Below are 16,481 nucleotides of genomic sequence, written 5' to 3'. Positions count from 1 at the left end.
AATAAAGAGGTTTTGATAACCAAATTAAAGCAGCTCTAAAGAGTTTTGAGTTAAAAGTTAAACTTCAAGTTTTCATTCAGGACGAATGTACTGATTAACTATTTTTTTGGGGAAAATTAGTTAACCCATCATTATAACATATAATTAATTTGCAAGAGTTCTAATAAAAGACTTTACAATCGACTTTCTGGCTACAATTAACGCCTATCGGGAATTTCGACCCTCTCCTAGTCCCTTTCGGATTGATTAAAAGATAGTAGAAAAACAGAGATCAATTGCCCGCACCGATATTATGATCATGATCAATATTTTTTCTCTCTCACCCCCATGACAAGCGCCGATCAATCTCAACCCCTGCCTAGGGATGACTATTTTCACTACCAAAATTGTTGGTATCCTGTGTTATTTGTGCAGGATTGGCAAAAAAATCCCTACTCTTTCTCTCTTTATGGGCAACCATTGCTAATATTTCGCGATCAACAGGGAAAATGGGGCTGTTTGCTTGATCGCTGTCCCCATCGCTTGGCTAAACTCTCCACAGGACAGATGATCGCTGGGCGTTTAGAATGTTTGTACCATGGTTGGCAGTTCGAGACGGATGGAAAATGTTCCCATATTCCCCAACTGCCAGTTAATACCCCGATTCCCCGCAATGCCAAGGTTAAATCCTATGGGGTGGTGGAACGTCAGGGAGTCCTCTGGGTTTGGTTAGGAGAAGAGGAAACAGCGAAAGAAAGCGATATTCCTATCATCAAAGACCTAGAAGACCCCAATTGTGTCCATACCGATTATCTCATTGATTTTCCCTACGAACAGGGCTATTTACTCGAAAATCTCCTCGATCCCGCCCATGTTAATATTAGCCATGATCGCAGCGAATTCGGGGCAAAACGGGAAAATGCTCAACCTTTAGCCTTCCAAATCCTCGAAATCTCGGCGCGGGGAATTCGCAGTCAGTGGCGCAATAGCCGCAATCCGCAAGAAAGCTGGAAATATCTGGATTTTATAGCCCCTAATCTCGTTCATTATCGTTTTTCTCTGCCTAATCCCCATTGGTGTGCTGGATTGGCTTTATACGGGATTTCTCTGGGTCAAGGTCGTTCTCGCTTACTGGTGCGACGTTACCAAAATTTTGCCGTTAACTCCCGTCAATACCGTTGGCGCTGGTTGGAACATCTGCGTCAAAGTCGCATCCTCGAAGATGATCTACCTTTAATTCAAAGTCAGCAGCAAATGGTGGAAAAGTCAAGAGATAGTTTACAAAAATTATACTTGCCCTTAAAAAGTTCCGATGCCTTGGTGATTGAGTTACGTCAATGGTTCGATCGCTATGGGGACTCTTTCCCCTACTATCAAGGCTACACCAGCCAGCGGACAACGGCGATCGATTTATTCGATCCTTTACCCCTCGATCGCTATTCTCGTCACACTGTCCACTGTCGCACCTGTAGCGCTGCCCATGAAAACATGGTAAAAACTAAACAAATCGCAATTTTAATGGGGATATTATTAGCTTTACTGGCAATTTTATCCCCAAATCAGTCTATCTATCAAATTACTGCCCTTATTTTCGCAATTTTGGCTTTAGCAATAGCGATCGCTGCCAATTACACCCGCACAAAATTTGAACGCACCTATGAGAAAAAAGCCCATACCAAACTACAGTAATAATACTAAATCCGTTGAGTATAGGCTACATATCAGGACAGGTAAAAGGCAGCAGGCACTAATGCAAAAGGGTGAATAAATAATCAGTTTTTAATAAACAGATTTAGTATGACTCTTAAATGATGACAAATGTGTCAGCAGCTGCCTGTAAGCATCCCACCGAAAAGCTAATGCGCGGGGGGTTTGGGGGGTTCTACCACCCAAAAGCTTGGATTGAGTGATAAAATCGGAAGTAATGCCAGATTTTATCAGAGAGTTTTCGCGTAAAAATCCCAACTTGCTAGATTTACAAAAATGAGATGCACCCGAAGTCAGGAGTTAGCGAGATGTGGAATTAATTTTACTTAGGTACTTAACTAAGATTGGTCAATTCAAGTCTGAATTGCATCACTGTCTGATCTACCTTTATAGAATACCTCATTCGGGGTACGATAGTCAAGACATTTTCGAGGACGATTGTTAATCAAGTTTACGGCTCTTTCCACCTCCTCTGGCTTAACGATTTTAAAATTCGTTCCCTTGGGGAAAAATTGTCTTAACAGTCCATTGGTATGCTCGTTTAATCCCCTCTCCCACGAATGATAAGGAGTAGCAAAATAAAAATCTGCTCCTAGTTTCTGACTCAACTCTTGATGTCCACAAAATTCTTTGCCGTTGTCACAAGTAAAGGTTTTTCTTTTGTCAGGGTGAATCTCTTGAAAAAGTTTTTCTGTGACTCTATTGATTTCCAGCAATTCTCATTTTGAAACGATTTTGCGTTGTTTCAGCGATCTAGAGATTCGTTAAGAATTATTAACCCCTCTAGGTGCAGGGGTTTTAATGTCATGAAACCTTAAAATGAGAATTGCTGACCTGATGAGCCTTTCTTTGTCAACTCTTGAGGTTGATGCGTTTCATTTTTGAATTGGCGTACTTTTTAAATCTTTAAGATCCTTGATAAAAGTAGGAAGATAGTTGATTTTCATTCTTTTTCTAATTCAATTAAAGCTTCCTCCAAAGTTAAGGGAGTTTCATCTTTAACGTCTATCATGGCCCGATAGAGTCCAGTATCTTCATAGGTTTCTATTATTTGTTGATAGTCTTCAAAATTAATGATAACTTGCTGTATCTGACCTTGATTATCCGTAATCAAGTCTTGAGCAAAGGGATAATCTTTGATGTTCATAATTAATTGTTCCTCATTTTGTGGACGGTTTGCATTATTCACACTCCTTTGTTTCCAATTCTAATAGGATGGGAATTAAGTCTTTGGCAATATCAATGACGGCATCTATTGTATCAGCTTCAGTGACAAGTCCTTGTATATCGGGACTGGTGGCGACATAGTAATCTTGTCCGTTTTCTTGAAAGCGCTCAATAGTGAGGTTAATTGGGTTTTGCATGGGGAATCCATAGAGTTTATAGAATAATTTTATTATGACAACTCTTATAAACTTGAAGCTAATTAAGACGCGACAATAGTTTCTAGGGAAAAAGCATTCAGATCCGTTAAGCTTCTGGCGTGTTCCAAGGTAATTGCACAAATGTTCCCATTTTTATCAAGATCGACTAAGGTATTTTCATTGATTTCTTGAGTCTCGACAATAGGATTGTTATTGAACTCTAAATATAGAGTATCCGTATCTTGAAAGTAGGTGATTTTCATGGCTTAAAATTCCTATCAAAAAAAGCATTGTGAACTGTGATACCATCTTCGAGTAAGACAACTCTCAACGCCTTGTTGTCTATTTCCTCAATTAATGCCCAGCGGCGAATTCGTCCATCATTTTGGTGAACTTCCAGAATAGGATTATTGATTGTGTATTCAATCCATTCCATTTTGATATTGGCTCGATCTGGTCGTTTTCTGGTGGCTAAAAAGTATTGAGTAAATTTCATTGAGGCGATTGAATTGTTTGCTTATAAGTATCAATGAAGTTAATTTTCATAGTTTTGCTTAATGGGAGTTAAGGATAATTTTATAGATTGTCTGCTACATCCCCCTGAATTTGCCCTAACAATTCCTCACAATATTTAAACAAGGGAATCCCCAATTCTTGGCATAATTCAAGCGCTTCTTGGCAATGGCTGAGGGCAAGTTCAGGGCGATTAGTTTTGTGGAAGATTTCGGCAAGAACTCTTAAATTATGGGCGGTTAAATATTTAAAATTAATCTCTTGGGAAATAACTAAGGATGCTTGAATTTTGCTTTCTGCTTGGCTGTATTGTTCTAGTTTAATCAATGCTTCACCCATGTTATATAAAGAAAATGCCACCCCTCGCCGATCGCCAATTTCGTCACTGATGTCGAGAGATTGCTGGTGATAGGCGATCGCTTTTTCATACTGTCCCAAGGACTTATAACAAATGCCTAAACCACATAGAGAAGTTGCCACCCCTTGCCAATCTTCTATTTCCTTACTGATGTCGAGACATTGCCGGTGATAGGCGATCGCTTTTTCGTACTGTCCCAAGGAACAATAACAACTTCCCAAATAACTTAACGAGTTACGATAACAAACTTGTTCCCGTTGACTCCCTGCAATAATTTGCTCATAAAGTTCTGCTTGCTTACGATAAAATCCTTGTAAATCTAAAAACCTATTAACCAATTTATCTTTCTCTTCTCCGCCTCTTTCCTCATTCAAAATATCGTAAGCTAATTGCCATTCTCCCAATTCCCCTGCATGGTGAAACGCCTCTAAATATTCCTTCAAATCTTCCAAGGATTCCCAGGGAGGGACAGGTAAATGAGCTAAATAATAATCTAAGGCTAATTGATGGGCGGATCGCAATGTTTCAGGATTTGCTTGATCTTGCACCACCATTGATATTAAAGGCAAAAACTCAAACCGTCGCGGTTTTACATTGTATTCGGGGGGAAATTCTTGTAATAAGGATAAACGAGCAAAATGTCGTAAATCTTGGTCAGTTATTTCTGGGGTTAATGCCTGCGCTAACCCTAAATCAAAACTCTTGCGCAATACAGATAACCGCGTTAAACTCTCCCTAAACTCTTTCGATAATCGCGCTAAACTGGCGGTAATCACTTCTCTGACACAGGTTTCCGTGTCGCGGTGATAACCCTCCACATCAAACAGATTTAAGCCCAAATTTTGCGACTCGGTGACAGAAACCCCTTCGCCAAACTCATCACTCATCCAACTACAAACCAGTTGCATTAAGAGAGGATGTCGTCCCATCTTGTGGACAAATTCGGCTAATTCTTGATTAGTTCCTGTCAAACCGTAATTCACCCTCACCAACTGGATTGCGTCCGCTGCTGCTAATCCCCCCAGGCGCAACCAATGACAACGCCGCGTTAAATTGGGGACAAAACTCGGCTGTTCCCGACTGGTAATCAGGATTTTACTCTGGTTTCCGGAATCCAACCAACGGATCAAAAATTGCCTATAAACTGAATCTCCCGCCGTCTGAACTACTGTTTCTAAGTTGTCAAGAATCAACAGACAAGGTGAGGTAATCAGTCCCCGTATCATCTGCTGAATTAACGTCTCATCGTTCCATTTTTCATCGTAGGGTTGCTCCAAATTTTCTAATAACCAGCGTCCAAATTGCGCTACTGAATAACGCTCTCTAAAACTAACCCATAACACCCGCCAATGAGGGTTTAACTTCTCTTTGAACTTCACCGCTAAAGCCGATTTCCCATAGCCTCCTGCGGCGGTTATCCCGATTAAGCGTACTTTGTCATTGCTGAGGGCGGTTTGTAGTTCCTTGATTTCATCCTGTCGTCCCTGCCATTCATTTACTGGCGGAGGTGGGGCTAACTTTGTCTGTTCCCTACCAGACGACTCCAGCTAATGCTCTTTCTTATTGTCACTGGTATAGTAATGGTTATGGTTTCCCCCCAAAAATTTAGCTTCAACATTTTTGTTGAATTGATAACCCTGGGATTGATCCTTGTTAATTTGAGTATTGCGGATCTGTTTTTCCGTTGCGGCTAACTTAGCGGCTAATTCCTGGTTACCGCTCATCAACGCCCGCATTTCCGTTAATAATTCTGTAACTTCCGAATCAGCTAATACAGGTTCCAAGTCAATGACGGCTTGCTCAACTTCAGGTGCTTTGCCTGCGGTTAATAACTTTAAGGTTGGCGAGGTAGGAAATTTGCGTTGCAGTGTCGCCAACAAGGAATCGTTAAGATTTTCCCCAGTCTTGCCTAAAAAACCTGTGGCAATAGCAGCACCAGCCAAGGGAGCAATATTCGTGGCCCAAGTTATCAAAGTCACTAAGAGTGGTTCCATCAACAAAAACCTCTTGATTTTTTTCTAATGATACAGTTTTTCCCAAAAAAGAATAACGTTTGCTTAAACCGCCGTATCAATGAATCGGTGATCGCATTTATTTGATTGTTCTCGATTCCAAAGGAATAACTAATTTTAATACGCCCATTGTTAGTTAAGCAAAACCCACAGGCTGAAACTGAACATCGTTGATGATTTTAACCGTTTCTCCTGATTGCTTCATCACAAATAAACCGCGCCGATAAGTATAACTATCTATGCCGTGGTCGATTTCAATCCCCGCTACTTCTTTCAAACATTTTGTAAATGGCACTGTTTGAAGCCTGTCACGTTCCGCTCTATTTAAAAGCAGAACAGATCTTGATCATGGATAATTATACTTGTCTCCATTCTCGCCAATCCTACATTGACCCCAATCGCTCTCTTGAACGGGTAATGTTCAATGTTCCCTAACGGGAAATCGGGGTTAACTAGGGTCTGCTGAAAAAGTTTGTTGGTGGGGGCAGGGTGTGGGGTGTGGGGTGTGGGGTGTAGGGTTTTACCGATTTTGAGGTAGTCAGTTACCTAATTTTCAGGGAAAAAGTACCTGAATTTTACCCCCGATCCCTCCAATGGTCGGCACTTTTTGAGGTCAAAAAAGTCTAAAAGCCTTATCCAACAAGGTTTTTAGATTTATTCAGCAAGCCCTAACTACCGGCTTTATTAGTAATGGCGGGAAGCGGATTTGAACCACTGACCTTCGGGTTATGAGCCCGACGAGCTACCAGACTGCTCTATCCCGCGTTGCTTTATTTAGTATAGAACTAAATCTCGGTAAATGCCAAGGAGTTTGTAATATTCCTTTACATTTACCGTCCGACCAGAGGTTAATACTTACGTTCCACGGGGGTGAAATCCTGAATCACCACGGGCATATAGTCGATATCGATGCCGGAGGGGGAATAATAGGCGAGGGTATGCTGAAGGAAATTTTGGTCATCCCGTTGGGGAAAATCCTCGCGGGAGTGGGCCCCTCGGCTTTCTTGACGATTGAGGGCAGAGGTGAGGATAATTTCCCCCACCACCATGAGACTTTGTAATTCCCAGGCCTCGATTAGTTCCGTATTCCAGCAATCCCCCCTATCATCCAGGTAAATCTGCTCGTATTGGCGCTTTAATTCGCCAATTTGTTTAATTCCCTCGCGCATGGTCGCTTCGGTGCGAAAAACGCCGCAATGTTGGGTCATACAGTCTTGGAATTGCTGACGTAGTTGACCGATGCGAATCGTGCCTTTTTTGGTCAATAAAGCGGTGATTTCCTCTTTAGCATCCTGAAGGTAAATATCGGGATTAAAGACGGGAAAAGCGCGTTTTTCGACGTATTTAGCGATCGATTTGCCGGTTCTTCTCCCATAGACCACACATTCTAACAGGGAATTACTACCCAAACGATTGGCCCCGTGGACGGAGACACAGGAACATTCCCCGGCGGAGAAAAAGCCTTCGCTGAGGGTATCGGCACTTAAGCGAACGCGACCATCGGTATTAACGGGAATGCCGCCCATACAATAGTGAACTGTAGGACGGACGGGCATCGGTTCCTCTACCGCATCGACACCGACGAGACGGTGGGCCTCCTCCCAACAGAAGGGAATGCGACTCATAATTTTTTCCCGGCCTAAATGGCGTAAATCCAGATAGACAAAGGGACCCCCGGCGCTACCGTCCAGATTTACCCCCCGGCCGGCGCGAATTTCTAGGGTAATGGCCCGGGAAGTGATGTCCCGGGGTGCCAATTCCATGCGCGAGGGGGCGTAGTCTTCCATAAAACGACGACCTTCGCTATTGATTAAATAAGCACCTTCACCCCGGACCGCTTCTGAGATTAAAACACCGACGGGATAGAGTCCCGTGGGGTGAAATTGGACAAATTCCATGTCTTCTAGGGGAATACCCGCTTTTGCCGATAAAGCTAAACCGTCTCCCGTACAGGCGAAATCGTTGGAGGTGGTGTTATAAACGCGACCATAGCCCCCGGTCCCGAACATAATTGCTTTTGCCCGGAGGATTTCTAACTGTCCGGTGGCGATTTGGTACATAACCACGCCTTTGGCCGTACCTTCTTCGAGGATAAGGCGCAAAACGTACCATTCATCGTAGATTTTTACCTGATTACGGCCTAAATTGCTGACTAATTCGTGCAGCATGGCGTGACCGGTTTTATCGGCGGCGTAACAGGCACGGTTATGGCTGTGACCGCCAAAGGCTCTTTGGGCAATGCGTCCATCTTCGAGACGGGAGAATAACACGCCTAGATGTTCCAATTCGATGATAACTTCGGGGGCTTCTTGGGTGAGGATATCCACCGCATCCTGGTCAGCCAGAAAATCGGAACCTTTGACGGTATCGTAGGCGTGGGCCTTGGGATTATCTTTGGGGTCAACGTTTTGCAGGGCGGCGGCGATACCTCCCTGGGCAGCGACGGAGTGGGAACGAATTGGGTGGGTTTTGGCAACGACAGCAACATCGATGGTCGGGTTGAGGCGTTTGATTTCTAAGGCGGCGCGGCATCCTGCTAACCCACCGCCCACTATAACGACATCGTGTTCTTTCATGGCTGATTTTCCTACGGGCTTCTGTTTCTATGGTGGGGTGAGAATTGCTCGGAAGTCAGTTTTGTAACCGAGACTTTATATTTCAGGAGACAGCCCTTTCAGTTATCAGTTATCAGTTATCAGTTATCAGATGCGAGTTTTCAGTTCACTGATTACTGTTTACTGATTACTGAACTTGGTATGGTTCGATCGGGGGGCATAAATCGACTAAATCCTTATCTGGCAAAAAACTTAATTGATGAGTTCGTTCTAGTTCAAAAACAATTGACAAAAATCGCCAAATGTCTTTCTCTATAAGAGTTTCATTCCTTATAACCCTGTCCGTTGCATAAGACAAACTGAAGAACCTCACTGATTACTGATTACTGTTTACTGATAACTGAAAAGTCTTCATAATTCCCAAAAAAACAACCCGCGGCAGTTAACCGCGAGTTATTTTTGGTTAAAATCGGACAATTACTCAACGGTAATCGTTCCGACCATACCGGCGCCGCGATGGGGTTCGCAGTAGTAGGTGTAAGTACCCGGTTCGCTGAAAGTGCTTTCAAAGGACTCACCGGCGGAAAAAGCCAGACCTTTATGGGATAATTTAGCAGCTTGGGCTTCAGGAACCTTGGTGCTATCGAAAACTATGTTATGGGGAGAAAGTTTGTTATTGACCCATTTCACCGTATCTCCTGCTTTAATAGTGAGGGCGGGGGGATCAAATTGTAGTGTACCCGCATCACCGCCCATCTTAACCGTGAAGGTTTCCGCAGCAGCGGAGGCAGTGTTGAAGAAGAAGCTAGAGACGACTAGCACCACGGTAGCGACCAATAAACCTAATTTTTTCATGCTTGTTAATCCTTTACACGAGGGAAGATGACAAGTTTGACAGCCTGTCTTTTGACAAAAAAGTAAAAGTTTGCTTTTAACTGTCCCATTGATTCATTCTACACCAAGTTTGACAGCTTGTCTTTTGACAAGAAAACCGGTTTTTTCTGACGATGGTTGGGGAATTTCTTAAGAAATAGAGGAGAACCAATCGTGAAAAGACTATTAATTTCCCTGTGCTTGCTCTTGGCTGTGGTTACATTCGGTATGGCTCGTCCCGCTTTAGCTGATGGGGCTTCGATTTTCAGTGCTAACTGTGCTTCCTGCCATATGGGCGGTAAAAACGTGGTTAATGCCGCTAAAACCCTGAAAAAAGAAGATTTAGTTAAATACGGCAAAGATTCCGTTGAAGCTATCGTTACCCAAGTTACCAAAGGTATGGGGGCGATGCCCGCTTTCGGTGGTCGTCTCAGCGCTGAAGATATCGAAGCTGTAGCTAACTATGTCCTCGCTCAAGCGGAAAAAGGCTGGTAAAAATTAGTTATCGGTGGCGAGTTATCGGTTATCAGTCTGGTAAGAATTGTAGCGATCGAAATTCTTGGGTCATTTGCTGGCTTAAAATAGCTAATGGTTCATCTCGGGACAAGGTTGTGAAATTGCGATCGTTTTTCTATATTTTAGGTGCGACGGTAATCATTCTCCTAGGAGTCGCTACAGCCAGTTTTGCTTGGATTCTCGCCGATAGTCCTCTGTCTTTGCTCAAAGGTGGGGTGCTGCGGGAACCGATGGCGGCGATTTTTGTGCCGAAACAGGCCCCGGTTATGGTATCCTTGTTGGTCAATCCCGAACGTTTAGAGTCTTTTGGTCAATTAATCGCTACACCGGCTAATCGACGACGTTCCCACCAAGAAATTAAGGATTTAGAAAAAAGTCTCCTCGGCAAAACGGGATTGAATTATCAAAAGGAAATCAAACCCTGGTTAGGGGAGGAAATTACCCTCGCTGTTACTTCCCTAGATTTCGATCGCGATACCGATAATGGTATCCAACCGGGTTATCTTTTGGCAATTCAAAGTAAAGATGGCGAACGCGCTAAGGAATTTCTGCAAGCTTCCTACTCAAAACAGGCGGTTTCGGGCAAATTTGACCTCGTTTTTGAACTCTACAAGGGAGTTAACCTGATTTATCAACGTCCCTTGACCGCAGGAGATAATAATCGTTTTCTCGCTAGTGCCGTCGTCGGTGATACGGTGCTTTTTGCCAATAATATCAAGGTTTTGCGCGAGGCACTTAATAACGTGCAAGTACCGGATTTAAACCTAAAAAATAGCCCTGATTACCGAGAAGCTCTCAAAAATATCACCGAACCGCGTATAGCTATAGTTTACGGCAATTTACCCCCGTTATCGGCTTGGATCGCTAATCAACCCGTCCCGGAGAGTCCCGAAGCAAAACAACGATTAGCCACGGCTTTTTCCCTCAAATCCGGGGGAATAGTCGCTCAAACCGCCTTAATTGGAGTCTTAGGACAGGATGACCAAGCACCAATTTTATCTAGTCCCGTGGGAGCATTATCTTTTATCGGCGAAAATAGCCTTTTAGTTGCCGCTAGTCGCGATTTAAATCGTTTTTGGACTCAGGTAGAGGAGGGGTTAGAAGCAGATAGTCCCCTACAGGAATTAATAACACAGGTCTTAAACCGCTTCCAGTCGCCTTTAGGTTTAAATTTGCCTGAAGACGTTTTTAGCTGGGTTAGAGGCGAATATAGTCTCGCTCTCGTGCCTAGTTCAAAGGGGATGGAACCCGATAGTGTTTTTCTAGGGGAACGGGTGATGGGGGTAGAGGTGGACAGTGCGATCGAGCATTTGGATGAGTTGGCCCGCAGTCGCGGCTATAATGTGGTTAATCTGCCTTTACTCGATCGAACGGTGACAGCTTGGACAAAGTTAACCACGGCGGTCCCAGGGGGAAAAGCGCAACTAGAAACGATCGTGACGGGAGTGCATACTAGGGTCGATAATTATGAAATTATCGCTAGTTCTGTGGAAGCGATGGGTTTAGCTTTATCTGCACAGAAAAACCCCATCTTAAGTAGTGGTAAGTTTCGACAGGCAATTACTGCTTTACCCGCAGAAAATGATGGTTATTTTTACGTCGATTGGCGACAATTGCAACCGGTAATCGAGGCAAAATTTCCGATCGTGCGGGTGTTAGAATTATCGATTAAGCCTTTATTTAATAATCTGCGTTCTCTTACTATTAGCAGCCAAGGTAGCGAAAATTCTGTGCGTCGGGGAACGATTTTCTTTAACTTGGGAGTGAAGTCTTAATCAGTTATCAGTTATCAGATAGAAGCTTGTAGGTTTGGTTGAGCGATTTAATACTTAGGAGAAAACTGCTCGATTCAATGGTTTGAGCAAAACCCAACATTCTTGACGACATTGGTGTGGTTGGGTTTCCCTCAAGCGTCGCTAATAACCCTTCCGGAGCGGTTATCAAGTAGCCAGTGGTATTGATTCTGTGGAAGGACTCTCCTGGGGTAGTATAAATGTGGAGGGAGAAACATTACCTCTCCAGACGCGAATCGCTGAGGGTCATCAATTCCCAGATTAGATTACAAGGTAGCAAGCCCTAGCTTGAAAAATTCGCTAAGATATATATAATCAACTTAAAAGGAGCAATTTATCAAACTATGAATATTACTGACGTTCAAGTAAATCTCTCGACCTCAGAAGATTTTTTAGATACTGAAACATTAGCACAGATTGATTTAATGCAGCAAAAAATTCAACAATATCTCCAAACCTTGTCATTAGAAAATTTAAAAACTATTCTAGAATTTGCTGCTTATTTATCAGATAAAGAGAGTGAGCAAGCAACCCAAGAAATTAGAGAAATTCCCAATATCATAGAAAAATTAAAAGAAGCTGAAATGGATTTACAATCAGGTCGTCTCATTGATTGGAAAAACTCAGATGATTTATAAAGTCTGTTTAACAGCTAAAGCTAATAAAGTTTATTCTGAAGCTGATTCAGTCTTGAGAAAGAAGATTGCTAAGTGTTTAAAGATTCTTCAAGAAACGCCCAAAAATCACCCTCAAATTAAAGCATTAAAGGGAGAATTTGCTGGGAAGTATCGCTTCCGAGTCGGGGACTATCGGGTTATTTATATCGTTGATGATAGTCAATCTCAAGTTATTGTCTTACTCATTGAACATCGCAGTCAAGCTTACCGCTAATAAAACGCGATGAATGCAACAGCGGTCTAGTCCTTTTTCTTGGGTTGAGCGAATCAATAGGTTAAAGAAAACCTCTCAATTCTAAGGGAAAACGAAACCCAACAGCCAACACCTCAATCCGTCTGAATGAGCGATCGCTATTCTCCTCCTCCCATGGCTTTTTGTGGGGTTTCCTTGGGTCAATTCAACCGACGGTAATTGCTATGATTACTATAGGATTTGAAAAGGGTGCGCGTTCGGCCTTAATTGGGGTCTTAGGACAGGATGACCAAGCACCAATTTTATCTAGTCCCGTGGGAGCATTATCTTTTATCGGCGAAAATAGCCTTTTAGTCGCCGCTAGTCGCGATTTAAATCGTTTTTGGACTCAGGTAGAGGAGGGGTTAGAAGCAGATAGTCCCCTACAGGAATTAATAACACAGGTCTTAAACCGCTTCCAGTCGCCTTTAGGTTTAAAGTCAAAACTTTAGTATTCTTAGTCCATAGTAATACCAAATTTCTAAATCCATGACAGACATCCACGCTCGAATGCTTGCCAAGCTTGCATTCGTTGTGACGCAAATAAAGAAAAATGGTATAAGCTGTCAGTGTATCTAAGTTACTCGTCAAGACTGTCTATGAGAAGAGAGCGTGGAGAGGGAGCCAGAACATTTATACTAAAAAGCTTAGTACATCTGGCTTGCTGAATAAATCTGAAATATCGACGAATTAAGGGTTTTAGGGTCTTGTTTCGCGAAACAGGTGCGAGATTTTGAGTCCTGTAGGGGCAGCGATAACCGATAATCAGCGCGGAGACAGAAGAAGGCTCCGATTCCCGCTTAATATTCATTGACGAACAGTCTCTAACGGTGTTACCGGTAACAGCAGCTACCCAATTTTTCTTGATATTTGCTATGCTGATTCTTAACAATTTGTAATCTTTGGGAAAGTTCCTCAATACTGCATGGTCGTTTCTGCTACAATCCCACCCCTAGCTCAAGATACCCTCGCCCTGAAAGCGGTGTGGGCAAATATTGGCTATGATAGTTGTCCCCACCATTACAATTTCCATCTTCATACCCATTGTTCCGATGGTCAAATGAGTCCCCAAGGCTTGATGAGACAAGCGTTAGATATCGGACTAAAAGGATTAGCAATTACCGATCATCACTCGATCGAAGGTTATCGACAAGCCCAAATTTGGCTAGAAAATCAGCATTTAAAGAGTTCTCTACCCCATCTCTGGACAGGGGTAGAAATTACGGCGAATCTCTTAGAGACAGAAGTGCATATTCTTGGCTATGGTTTCGATCCCGCTCATGCCGTCTTGACTCCCTATCTGCAAAGAACCAAACCGGAAGGAGATCTGGCTTTAGCCTCTAGAGTCATTAAAAGTTTACAGCAAGCGGGGGCTTTAGTAGTTCTCGCCCATCCCTTTCGTTACCATCGCCCCGCAGCCGATTTAGTGGCGGCGGCAGTAGAATTGGGTATTGATGGTATTGAGGCTTTTTATGCCTATGGCAATCCCAAACCTTGGCTACCCAGTCAACCGGAAACCGAACAAGCGCTCGCTCTGAGTCGTCAATATCAATTATTTGCCACCTGTAGCACCGATTCCCACGGTAAATCTTTATTACAGCGCATTTAGCCTGATCGCAGGATTAAAGGTAAAATACTTAAATTAACTAATCTCGATCGAGAAAGGATCGAGTGTTGGTTTTTTATGGCCGTTGATCAGTGATCAGTAATCAGTAACCAGTAACCGGTGAAAGAGCCTAAATTTGTTGAAAATTGAAAACCTAAACCTGATAACTTAAAACTTAAACCTGATCACTGATAACTGATAACTGATAACTGATAACTGAATAACCCCCTGAATGAAAGATTTATTCCTATACACTTGCTGGTTAATTCCCATTTATGGCTTAATTGGTTCGATTTTAACCTTGCCTTGGTCTTTAGGCATTATTAGTCGCACCGGTCCGCGGCCGGCCGCTTATATTAACCTATTGATGACCGTCTTAGGATTAATACACGGATCGATCGCCTTTAACCAAATTTGGCATCGAGAGACGATTAAACTGGCTTTTGAATGGGTAAAAGTGGCCGATCTTAGTTTATCTCTTTCGATCGAACTTTCTCCCGTCAGTTTGGGGACGTTGGAACTGATTACCCTCATCAGTCTCTTGGCCCAAATCTATGCCCTTGGCTACATGGAAAAGGATTGGTCTTTGGCGAGATTTTATGGCTTAATGGGCTTTTTTGAGGCAGCTTTGGGGGGAATTGCCCTCAGTGACTCCCTACTATTCAGTTACGCTTTCCTAGAGATGTTAACGGTCTCTACCTATCTCCTCGTCGGTTTTTGGTATGCTCAACCTTTGGTCGTAACCGCGGCCCGAGATGCCTTTTTAACCAAGCGCGTCGGCGATATTATTTTATTGATGGGTTTGGTGGCTCTGTCCAGTTACGGAGAGGGATTAAGTTTTTCTCAGTTAGAAAATTGGGCAGTAAATAACCCTGTACCACCTCTGACGGCGACTTTGTTAGGATTAGCCCTTATTGCTGGTCCAACGGGTAAATGCGCCCAATTTCCCCTGAATTTGTGGCTAGATGAGGCGATGGAGGGACCAAATCCAGCCGGAATCATGCGGAATTCGATCGTGGTTTCAGCCGGGGCCTATGTTTTAATTAAGCTGCAGCCAGTATTTACCCTATCTCCGATCGCGGCCAATGTTTTAATAGTGTTGGGGACAATGACGGCAATTGGTACTTCTCTGATGGCCTTATCCCAAATTGATATTAAACGGGTTTTATGTCACTCTACCAGTGCCTATCTCGGTTTGGTCTTTATTGCGGTGGGATTAGGTCATGTGGATATCGCCTTACTAATTTTATTCTCCCATGCGGTGGCAAAAGCTTTATTGTTTATGAGCGCAGGAGCCTTAATTCTCACCACCAGTAACCAAAATATCACGGAAATGGGCGGAATTTGGGCAAGAATGCCCGCCACGACCACGGCTTTTTTAGGAGGTTCCGCGGGGATGACGGTTTTAATGCCCCTGGGGATGTTTTGGACGTTAAAACGGTGGTTAGGTGGCGAATGGGCGATTCCTTGGTGGTTATTAGCGGTTTTAATCTTTGTTAATTGTCTTAGCATTATCAATCTTACTCGGGTCTTTCGTTTAGTCTTTTTGGGACAAACCCAAAGTAAAACCCATCGCACCCCGGAAGTGGCTTGGCCGATGGCTTTGCCCATGGTAGCATTGATTTTAATCGTTTTATTGGCCCCGATTATTCCCCTACGTTGGGATTTTTGGTTATCTTTCACCAATCCTCTCGTTAATAACCAGAGTTTCACCATTGTCTGGGGTTTTCCCTTATTGATGGCCTCTGGAGTAATTGGCCTAGTTATCGGGTTAATGGTAGAGTTAAGACGAGCTTGGGCGAGACCAACCGGGTTAATCCTGCGATTCCTGCAAGATTTGTTCGCTTATGACTTCTATCTCGATCGCATCTATCAGTTTACCGTGGTTTTAGCGGTGGGGAGCTTGTCAAAAATTACCGCTTGGCTCGATCGTTATATTATTGATGGTCTGGTTAATTTAGTCAGTTTAGCGACGATTTTTAGCGGCAGTGCCTTAAAATATAATGTTTCCGGTCAATCACAATTTTATGTCTTGACTATTCTTTTCGGAATAGGGGGATTAATCTGGCTCTTATTAAACGGTCAATGGTCACTGATAACTAATTATTGGTCATCCCTTTTGACTCATTGAACCTCTGTGTATTGGTCTCTAGTCTCCCGGCAGCTGACTAGGGAAGGAAAGCAGGGTGATGAACTTGACATCCTCGCCGCCCTAAAAGTGCGGCGATTCCTAAACCTCACGATTTAAGTTTCTGCTTCCACCACCGTCGCATACCACAGTTAAAAAACCATGTAC

General features: G+C 43.3%; 15 protein-coding genes, 1 tRNA gene and 4 pseudogenes. 9 read left to right on the top strand and 11 right to left on the bottom strand.

The genetic code is table 11. The features are described 5' to 3' along the window. Nucleotides 1-327 precede the first annotated feature (327 nt). Nucleotides 328-1,668 carry an aromatic ring-hydroxylating dioxygenase subunit alpha gene (locus tag H6G40_RS20480; RefSeq protein ID WP_002734522.1) on the top strand — a complete coding sequence of 447 codons (1,341 nt, stop codon included), beginning with the start codon at nt 328-330 and terminating at the stop codon, nt 1,666-1,668. A 371-nt stretch (nt 1,669-2,039) separates the two neighbouring features. Here the strand turns inward: H6G40_RS20480 and H6G40_RS20475 are convergent. The 8 genes and pseudogenes from H6G40_RS20475 to H6G40_RS20440 form a co-directional block, all read right to left on the bottom strand. Then, nucleotides 2,040-2,396 (bottom strand): annotated as a pseudogene (locus H6G40_RS20475) (IS30 family transposase); the annotation flags it as partial. A 233-nt stretch (nt 2,397-2,629) separates the two neighbouring features. After that, nucleotides 2,630-2,833, bottom strand: coding sequence for a hypothetical protein (locus H6G40_RS20470; protein WP_002732229.1), 204 nt, complete (start codon nt 2,831-2,833; stop codon nt 2,630-2,632). A gap of 34 nt (nt 2,834-2,867) precedes the next feature. Further along, complete coding sequence (locus tag H6G40_RS20465) at nt 2,868-3,050, bottom strand: DUF1902 domain-containing protein (RefSeq protein WP_002733867.1); 183 nt, start codon at nt 3,048-3,050, stop codon at nt 2,868-2,870. Nucleotides 3,051-3,112: 62 nt separating this feature from the next. Beyond that, nucleotides 3,113-3,313 (bottom strand): DUF2283 domain-containing protein, encoded by a 201-nt coding sequence (locus H6G40_RS20460; protein WP_069474523.1) that lies wholly within the window; start codon nt 3,311-3,313, stop codon nt 3,113-3,115. Beyond that, the gene (locus tag H6G40_RS20455) at nt 3,310-3,546 is read right to left on the bottom strand and encodes a DUF4258 domain-containing protein (protein ID WP_002762131.1); all 237 of its coding nucleotides are present in this window, start codon (nt 3,544-3,546) and stop codon (nt 3,310-3,312) included. The genes H6G40_RS20460 and H6G40_RS20455 overlap by 4 nt, the downstream gene beginning before the upstream one ends. Nucleotides 3,547-3,626: 80 nt before the next feature. Continuing rightward, nucleotides 3,627-5,468, bottom strand: a pseudogene (locus H6G40_RS20450) (tetratricopeptide repeat protein); the annotation flags it as partial. Continuing rightward, nucleotides 5,469-5,915, bottom strand: coding sequence for a hypothetical protein (locus tag H6G40_RS20445; protein ID WP_069474521.1), 447 nt, complete (start codon nt 5,913-5,915; stop codon nt 5,469-5,471). Nucleotides 5,916-6,069: 154 nt separating this feature from the next. Next, nucleotides 6,070-6,201 (bottom strand): annotated as a pseudogene (locus tag H6G40_RS20440) (DUF3782 domain-containing protein); the annotation flags it as partial. A 20-nt stretch (nt 6,202-6,221) separates the two neighbouring features. On the opposite strand from H6G40_RS20440, the gene H6G40_RS20435 reads away from it, so the two are divergent. Then, entirely contained in the window at nt 6,222-6,368 is a 147-nt protein-coding gene (locus tag H6G40_RS20435) for a TauD/TfdA family dioxygenase (protein WP_242028812.1), read from the top strand. Between the two features lie 256 nt (nt 6,369-6,624). Here H6G40_RS20435 and H6G40_RS20430 read toward each other — a convergent pair. The 3 genes from H6G40_RS20430 to petE all read right to left on the bottom strand — a co-directional run bounded on the left by H6G40_RS20430 (nt 6,625) and on the right by petE (nt 9,343). Further along, nucleotides 6,625-6,698: transfer RNA gene (locus H6G40_RS20430), tRNA-Met, on the bottom strand. An 83-nt stretch (nt 6,699-6,781) separates the two neighbouring features. Continuing rightward, a complete protein-coding gene (locus tag H6G40_RS20425; RefSeq protein WP_002734415.1) occupies nt 6,782-8,509 on the bottom strand; it encodes a succinate dehydrogenase/fumarate reductase flavoprotein subunit in 1,728 nt (575 codons plus the stop codon). A 456-nt stretch (nt 8,510-8,965) separates the two neighbouring features. Next, entirely contained in the window at nt 8,966-9,343 is a 378-nt protein-coding gene (gene petE, locus H6G40_RS20420) for a plastocyanin (RefSeq protein ID WP_002731857.1), read from the bottom strand. 192 nt (nt 9,344-9,535) lie between these two features. On the opposite strand from petE, the gene petJ reads away from it, so the two are divergent. The 7 genes and pseudogenes from petJ (at nt 9,536) to H6G40_RS20385 (ending at nt 16,316) form a co-directional block, all read left to right on the top strand. After that, entirely contained in the window at nt 9,536-9,856 is a 321-nt protein-coding gene (petJ, locus tag H6G40_RS20415; RefSeq protein WP_002732729.1) for a cytochrome c6 PetJ, read from the top strand. Nucleotides 9,857-9,972: 116 nt separating this feature from the next. Next, complete coding sequence (locus H6G40_RS20410) at nt 9,973-11,652, top strand: DUF3352 domain-containing protein (protein ID WP_190538198.1); 1,680 nt, start codon at nt 9,973-9,975, stop codon at nt 11,650-11,652. A 362-nt stretch (nt 11,653-12,014) separates the two neighbouring features. Then, a complete protein-coding gene (locus H6G40_RS20405) occupies nt 12,015-12,308 on the top strand; it encodes a hypothetical protein (protein ID WP_002733865.1) in 294 nt (97 codons plus the stop codon). Then, nucleotides 12,298-12,561 carry a type II toxin-antitoxin system RelE family toxin gene (locus H6G40_RS20400; protein ID WP_002733470.1) on the top strand — a complete coding sequence of 88 codons (264 nt, stop codon included), beginning with the start codon at nt 12,298-12,300 and terminating at the stop codon, nt 12,559-12,561. The genes H6G40_RS20405 and H6G40_RS20400 overlap by 11 nt, the downstream gene beginning before the upstream one ends. A gap of 230 nt (nt 12,562-12,791) precedes the next feature. Next, a pseudogene (locus H6G40_RS20395) lies at nt 12,792-13,016 on the top strand (DUF3352 domain-containing protein); the annotation flags it as partial. Between the two features lie 488 nt (nt 13,017-13,504). Then, nucleotides 13,505-14,188: a PHP domain-containing protein gene (locus tag H6G40_RS20390; RefSeq protein WP_002734587.1), complete on the top strand. Its 684-nt coding sequence runs from the start codon at nt 13,505-13,507 to the stop codon at nt 14,186-14,188. A 229-nt stretch (nt 14,189-14,417) separates the two neighbouring features. Continuing rightward, entirely contained in the window at nt 14,418-16,316 is a 1,899-nt protein-coding gene (locus H6G40_RS20385) for an NAD(P)H-quinone oxidoreductase subunit F (protein WP_002734668.1), read from the top strand. The last annotated feature ends 165 nt before the right edge of the window (nt 16,317-16,481 follow it).

The organism is Microcystis viridis FACHB-1342, from assembly GCF_014698335.1.
GTDB classification, from domain to species: Bacteria; Cyanobacteriota; Cyanobacteriia; order Cyanobacteriales; family Microcystaceae; genus Microcystis; species Microcystis ichthyoblabe_A.
The sequence above is the reverse complement of the archived record's forward strand: the minus strand, read 5'-3'. Positions and strand labels throughout refer to the sequence as shown.